The organism is Johannesbaptistia floridana (assembly GCF_057440575.1).
The window spans coordinates 1-6,297 of record NZ_JALKVM010000373.1; the positions used below are offsets into that span (position 1 = coordinate 1).

Below are 6,297 nucleotides of genomic sequence, written 5' to 3' on the forward strand. Positions count from 1 at the left end.
TCTGTCTTATTTTGCTGTTTGAGTAAATTTGAGTAGATTTTTAGAAGCGGTGATTGTTGATAGGAGTTTCCCGAGTTTATATCGTTTGGTTTCTTTGATTTCTCCCCCAAAGAAGGATGCTGACATTTTATGGGCTTCATCACATACTATTAAATCCCATTCAGTTTGTTGAAGCTTGGCTTTTAAATCATCGTTGCGGCTGAGTTTATCTAGTTGAGCTATAACTAGGGACATTTCTGCTAAGGCGTTACCTGTGCGTGCGGCTTCGATACGGTTATTGGTAAGAATCTCAAAGGGGAGGTGAAATTTCTGATCTAGTTCATCTTGCCATTGGATAGCCAGACTTCCAGGACAAACAATCAGGCATCTTTGCAGGTCCCCTCTAATCAATAATTCTCGAATCAAAAGACCCGCCATGATGGTTTTTCCGGCGCCGGGGTCATCTGCAAGCATATAGCGTAGAGGCTGGCGTGAGAGCATCTCATTGTATACCGCCATAATCTGGTGAGGTAGGGGGTCTACTAGGGAGGTGTGTACAGCTAGGTGGGAGTCAAAAAGATGAGCTAGTTTGATGCGGTGGGCTTCTGATACTAGCCTGAGTCGGACACCATCTCCATCGAAGCACCAGGGTAGTCCTTCTTTGGCGATCGCTATTGCTGCTTCTCTATCCCTCAACAGTAGTTCAGTATGGGGGTTACCTTGACCATCTTTGAATGTCAGTTCCACTACATCGCTTCCATGCCACTCGATGTTAATAACTGTTACTCTCTGGTTAGGGAGAATGCCTTCTACTACTGTTCCCTTGGTAAGTTCTTCTAGTTTTGCCATAGTTACTTGATTATCTCAATACATCATCATCACTGTTTAACTCAATTCCGTATTTAGCAGCTAACCAGGAAAGTTTAACACAGGCTTCAGGTCCATTTTTTGCTAATTCGGCAAATTCGAGAAACCGTTTAAACTCTTTGCGTAGTAAAGTTTTTTCTACCTGTAAGGCATCTCTATCTAATTCGGGAGGCATCACAATCATATCAAATAGGGTTGCTTCTTGTTTCCCTGGATAGGGGCGTAAAATCCGCCCGCGACGTTGGATAAATTGACGAGGATTGCCTGTACTAGCTAAGATAACAGCATTCTTAATGGCAGGAATATCTACTCCTTCATCTAAACAGCGAATTGCTACTAAACCCTGTAATTCTCCTTTTTTAAATTCTTCTTGTAACTTATGGCGCGTGGCAATGGGAGTAATCGCTGTATAGGTATTAACTCGATAGCCTAATTCTCTGCCGAGAAGACTAGTAACTGCTTCTAATTGAGATAAGGTAGATGTATCATCTAGTTTCACATTTCCATCTCCACAGTAGAAGAGAGTGTGACTTGTATTTAAACGTTGTTGCATTAACTCCCTTAAGGCGGGTATTTTATTGGCAGCGGCGCCTACTAGGCGGGAGCGCTGCATCAACAATGATGTTAATGTCTCGTTATTATTGATATCATTATCCCTATACATCGCCCAACCGATACGCTTAGTTAGTTTTGAGTATAAATGAGCTTCTGATTCTGTTAATTCTACAAAAATGGGATAATATTTATAGGGTACTAACGCTCCTTTGGCTATAGCATCTCCTAGGGTAAATTCTGGTTGCAGTATCTCCCCAAAGTAGGCCATAATTGACTCTGTCCCTTCTTCGTCAAAGTATCTTTCTGGTGTTGCTGATAAACCTAGTCTTAAACCGATATTTTGGGGTAAACAGGTTTCTAAGCGAGGAGACCCTAAGTTATGTACCTCATCTCCTACAATTAGGGTACGCGGCGGTAAAAATTTTATTTGTGACTGAAAACCTTCGCTAATAAAGGTAGAGTTGGTAGTAATAATCGTTAAAAATGTTTGTTGTTCTGCTGTAACGTTGTATAGTTGACATTGCAATTGACTTTGCCAATTGTATACACTTTCAAAGGCTAAAATTGGTTCTAAATTAAACTTTTGACATTCTTCTGACCACTGAGTAACTAGGTGGCGATAGGGACAAATTACTAAAAGTACTTGTAAACCTATTTTCTCATATAGTTCTGTAGTTATGGCTAAAGCTGTAATAGTTTTACCGCTACCAGTAGCCATTTTTAGAGTACCTCGACCGCGATGACTTAGCCAATTAGCTACAGCTTGACGCTGATATTCTCTCAAGTATAACTGTCTGGGTATTTTGGGATAGCCACCAATTCCCAGATAGTCATTAAAGCCAGATTCTGCTAACTTGCGTTTAGAGGAGTAACTAAGATAGGCTTGGGCTAATTTTTGCCAATCTATGGCTTCTAGAGAAACTTGTTTAAAGTTTAACTGCATTGGTGGTTTTTGGCGATCGCCTGTTGGGCTAATTTTTTGATTTATGTTTTAAGGATGATGTTACTCTAGATCCTTTTGTCAGGTAAGCGAGGACAAAAGTAACCAGGATTGCCATACTCCAATTATAAAAGTAAGTCATTCCGGTAATTGTTCCCAATATTACTATTATTAATAAACTATACTTAGTTTTCAATTGGCAAGTTACTCTAATTTAGTTAAAGGTCACATCCTTATTGTAATCAAAAATCAACAACAAAAATATAAACTTCAAAATTCGTAGGGTGCGTTAGATGAGTAATGAGTTTTGAAGTAAGCCTGTAGCCTGTAGGTTGGGTTGAGGCACGAAACCCAACACTATAAAAGTAGTAGCCTGTAGGTTGGGCCCTTGGTCACGAAACCCAACATTATATTAGTTGTAGGGTGTGAAGCGTGCGAAGCCCGTAACGCACCATCTAAGATTATCTGCTACTAAATTATGTCATAATTTCCTGATAATATCAAGTCCGTTTAATTTATGACACTAGCAATGGTCTTATAGCATTTTAAGTATTTATACTTACGGTTTTGGCGATCGCTTGAGGGGCACAAATCTTTTTAACCACTAAATAAATAAACTTTTTTTCCAGCTAATTTAGTTAAAATTCGTAGGGTGCGTTAACGAAGTGTAACGCACCAGAAATTTAAACGCACCATCTCAGATTATATCATGTCCGCTTATATACTTACAATTAAAACAGCACCGGAGCAGGGAGCACCGGAGCACGGGAGCAGGGAGAAAGAGAGTTTTTAAGTATTTGCTCAATATCCTAAATGATAACTAATTAAACGGACTTGAGATTACTTGATACAATTGAAGAATATACTAGTTATCAAGCTATGACTACTAATTTTGTATCCTCTGAAATTATCGCTCAACGCTACCAAATAATTAGTGTTTTAGGCCAAGGAAACCATGCTACCACTTACAAAGCACTTGACCTGAAAACTAACACCGAAGTAGCCCTAAAAATACTCCCTTGGCAGGCAATACAACAATGGAAAACCTGGGAACTCTTAGAAAGAGAAGCCAAGGTTTTAGCCCAATTAGACCATGATAATATACCCAAATATATTGACTTTTGCGGTGATAAACCACAACAACAGGAAATTTTTCTCATAGTGCAAGAATTAGCCCCAGGTAAATCCCTCTCAGAATGGGTAAAACAAGGATGGCGCACCAGTGAAGCCGAAGTCAGAGATATTGCCCAACAAGTATTAGAAATTTTCCAATATTTACATAATTTAGACCCCCCCGTGATTCATCGGGATATTAAACCACAGAACTTGTTACGCACTAAGGAAGGGAAAATATATTTAGTAGATTTTGGTTCAGTACAAAACACTTACTACAGTACGATGATGCGAGGCAGTACGGTAGTAGGAACTTATGGATATATGGCTCCAGAACAATTTGTAGGCAAATCTCTCCCCCAAACAGATTTATATGGTTTAGGAGCAACATTATTATATCTGTTAACCCACAGTGAGCCCACAGTATTTAGCCATAATAGCCTCAAACTAGATTTAGAAGATAAAGTAAAAGTATCTCCTGAGTTATTGTGGTGGTTAGAGAAAATATTAGACCCAGATGTAGATAATCGCTTTAAAAGTGCTGAGGAGGCATTATTAGCCTTAAATAAACCCAAAGTGGGGAAAGTGCGGTCATTATTTACCAGAAAAACGGGAATAGGGTTAGCAGTGGGGGTAATGGCGATATCTCTAATAGGTGTAGGAGTAACAATCGTTGATAAATTGTATGGGGTATTTCCCAATCAATTAGTAAGTAATTTTTGCTATTCAAAACAGATAGTTAGAGACTATATTTTAGATGGAGGGGATCCTAACTTGAGAGTTAGGATTAGTCATGGTGATACTAAGCCTCTAATTCTCTGCTATATAGATGATGAAGAAATGCTTAAACTGTTGATTGACAATGGCGCTGATGTTAATGCTGAGAATAATTATGGCCAAACACCACTACATAAAGCTACTTGGCGTAACGACACAGAAATAGCGAAACTGTTGATTGAGCATGGTGCTGATGTTAATGCTCAGAATAAGGATGGCAACACCCCACTGGTTTATACTACTTTCAGTAATAATGCAGAAATAGCGAAACTGTTGATTGACCAGGGCGCTGATGTTAATGCTCAGAATAAGTATGGCAAGACCCCACTACGCTATGCTACTAGATATAACAAAACAGAAATAGTGAAACTGTTGATTGACCATGGTGCTCGCTAATGTCTATTTAGATATCAAATAAATCAATTTTGAGAAGAGGATAATTTGGTACTAGAGTACTGGTTATTGGCTCTAAGAGGAATGAAGATACCGAGACCAGGATTATCTTACAGTGTCAAACTTAGTAACGCACCATTTAATATTACTTGATACAATTGAAAAATATACTAGTTATCAGCCTATGACTACTAATTTTGTATCCCCTGAAATTATCGCTCAACGCTACCAAATAATTAGTGTTTTAGGCCAAGGAAACCATGCTACCACTTACAAAGCACTTGACCTGAAAACTAACACCGAAGTAGCCCTAAAAATACTCCCTTGGCAGGCAATACAACAATGGAAAACCTGGGAACTCTTAGAAAGAGAAGCCAAGGTTTTAGCCCAATTAGACCATGATAATATACCCAAATATATTGACTTTTGCGGTGATAAACCACAACAACAGGAAATTTTTCTCATAGTGCAAGAATTAGCCCCAGGTAAATCCCTCTCAGAATGGGTAAAACAAGGATGGCGCACCAGTGAAGCCGAAGTCAGAGATATTGCCCAACAAGTATTAGAAATTTTCCAATATTTACATAATTTAGACCCCCCCGTGATTCATCGGGATATTAAACCACAGAACTTGTTACGCACTAAGGAAGGGAAAATATATTTAGTAGATTTTGGTTCAGTACAAAACACTTACTACAGTACGATGATGCGAGGCAGTACGGTAGTAGGAACTTATGGATATATGGCTCCAGAACAATTTGTAGGCAAATCTCTCCCCCAAACAGATTTATATGGTTTAGGAGCAACATTATTATATCTGTTAACCCACAGTGAGCCCACAGTATTTAGCCATAATAGCCTCAAACTAGATTTAGAAGATAAAGTAAAAGTATCTCCTGAGTTATTGTGGTGGTTAGAGAAAATATTAGACCCAGATGTAGATAATCGCTTTAAAAGTGCTCAATTTGCATTATTAGCATTAAATAAACCCAAAGTAGGGAAAGTGCGGTCATTATTTACCAGAAAAACAGGAAGAGGATTAGCAGTGGGGGTAATGGCGATATCTTTAATAGGTGTAGGAGTAACAATCGTTGATAAATTGTATGGGGTATTTCCCAATAAATTACCAAGTAGTTTTTGCTATTCAAAACAGATAGTCAAAGAGTATATTTTAGATGGAGGGGATGCTAACTCTAAGGTTAAGATTAGTTATCGTGATACTAAGCCTGTAATTCTCTGCCATATAGATGATGAAGAAATACTCAAGCTATTAATTGACCAGGGTGCTGATGTTAATGCTCAAGATAAACATCGCCTCACTCCACTACATTATGCTATAAACAGTAACAACACAGAAATAGCGAAACTGTTGATTGAAAATGGCGCTGATGTTAATGCTCAAGATAAGGATGGCTTCACACCAATGTTTTATACTATATATCGTAACAACATAGAGATAGCGAAACTGTTGATTGACCAGAGCGCTGATGTTAATGCTCAGGATAAGAATGGCCACACTCCACTACTTTATGCTGTGCAGAATCAAAACACAGAAATAGCGAAACTGTTGATTGACCATAAAGCTGATGTTAATGCTCAGAATAAGGATGGCAACACACCACTACTTTATGCTGTGCAGAATCAAAACACAGAAATAGCGAAACTGTTGATTG

At 38.6% G+C, this 6,297-nt stretch carries 4 protein-coding genes; 2 read left to right on the plus strand and 2 right to left on the minus strand.

Annotation, left to right across the window (positions count from 1 at the left end; all coding sequences use genetic code 11):
• Window positions 1-6: 6 nt before the first annotated feature.
• Window positions 7-828, minus strand: coding sequence for a DEAD/DEAH box helicase (locus MW688_RS20865; protein WP_486737939.1), 822 nt, complete (start codon window positions 826-828; stop codon window positions 7-9).
• A gap of 10 nt (window positions 829-838) precedes the next feature.
• Window positions 839-2,344 carry a DNA phosphorothioation system restriction enzyme gene (locus MW688_RS20870; RefSeq protein ID WP_486737940.1) on the minus strand — a complete coding sequence of 502 codons (1,506 nt, stop codon included), beginning with the start codon at window positions 2,342-2,344 and terminating at the stop codon, window positions 839-841.
• Window positions 2,345-3,220: 876 nt separating this feature from the next.
• On the opposite strand from MW688_RS20870, the gene MW688_RS20875 reads away from it, so the two are divergent.
• Both MW688_RS20875 and MW688_RS20880 read left to right on the plus strand, forming a co-directional pair.
• Entirely contained in the window at window positions 3,221-4,627 is a 1,407-nt protein-coding gene (locus MW688_RS20875) for a protein kinase domain-containing protein (RefSeq protein WP_486737941.1), read from the plus strand.
• A gap of 181 nt (window positions 4,628-4,808) precedes the next feature.
• Window positions 4,809-6,297: ankyrin repeat domain-containing protein (locus MW688_RS20880; protein ID WP_486737942.1), on the plus strand; the 1,489-nt coding region annotated here is incomplete at its 3' end.

Bases quoted from the DNA above. Each gene is read 5' to 3' on its own strand.
- MW688_RS20865 (WP_486737939.1), bottom strand. From the start codon at position 828: ATGGCAAAACTAGAAGAACTTACCAAGGGAACAGTAGTAGAAGGCATT.
- MW688_RS20870 (WP_486737940.1), bottom strand. From the start codon at position 2,344: ATGCAGTTAAACTTTAAACAAGTTTCTCTAGAAGCCATAGATTGGCAA.
- MW688_RS20875 (WP_486737941.1), top strand. From the start codon at position 3,221: ATGACTACTAATTTTGTATCCTCTGAAATTATCGCTCAACGCTACCAA.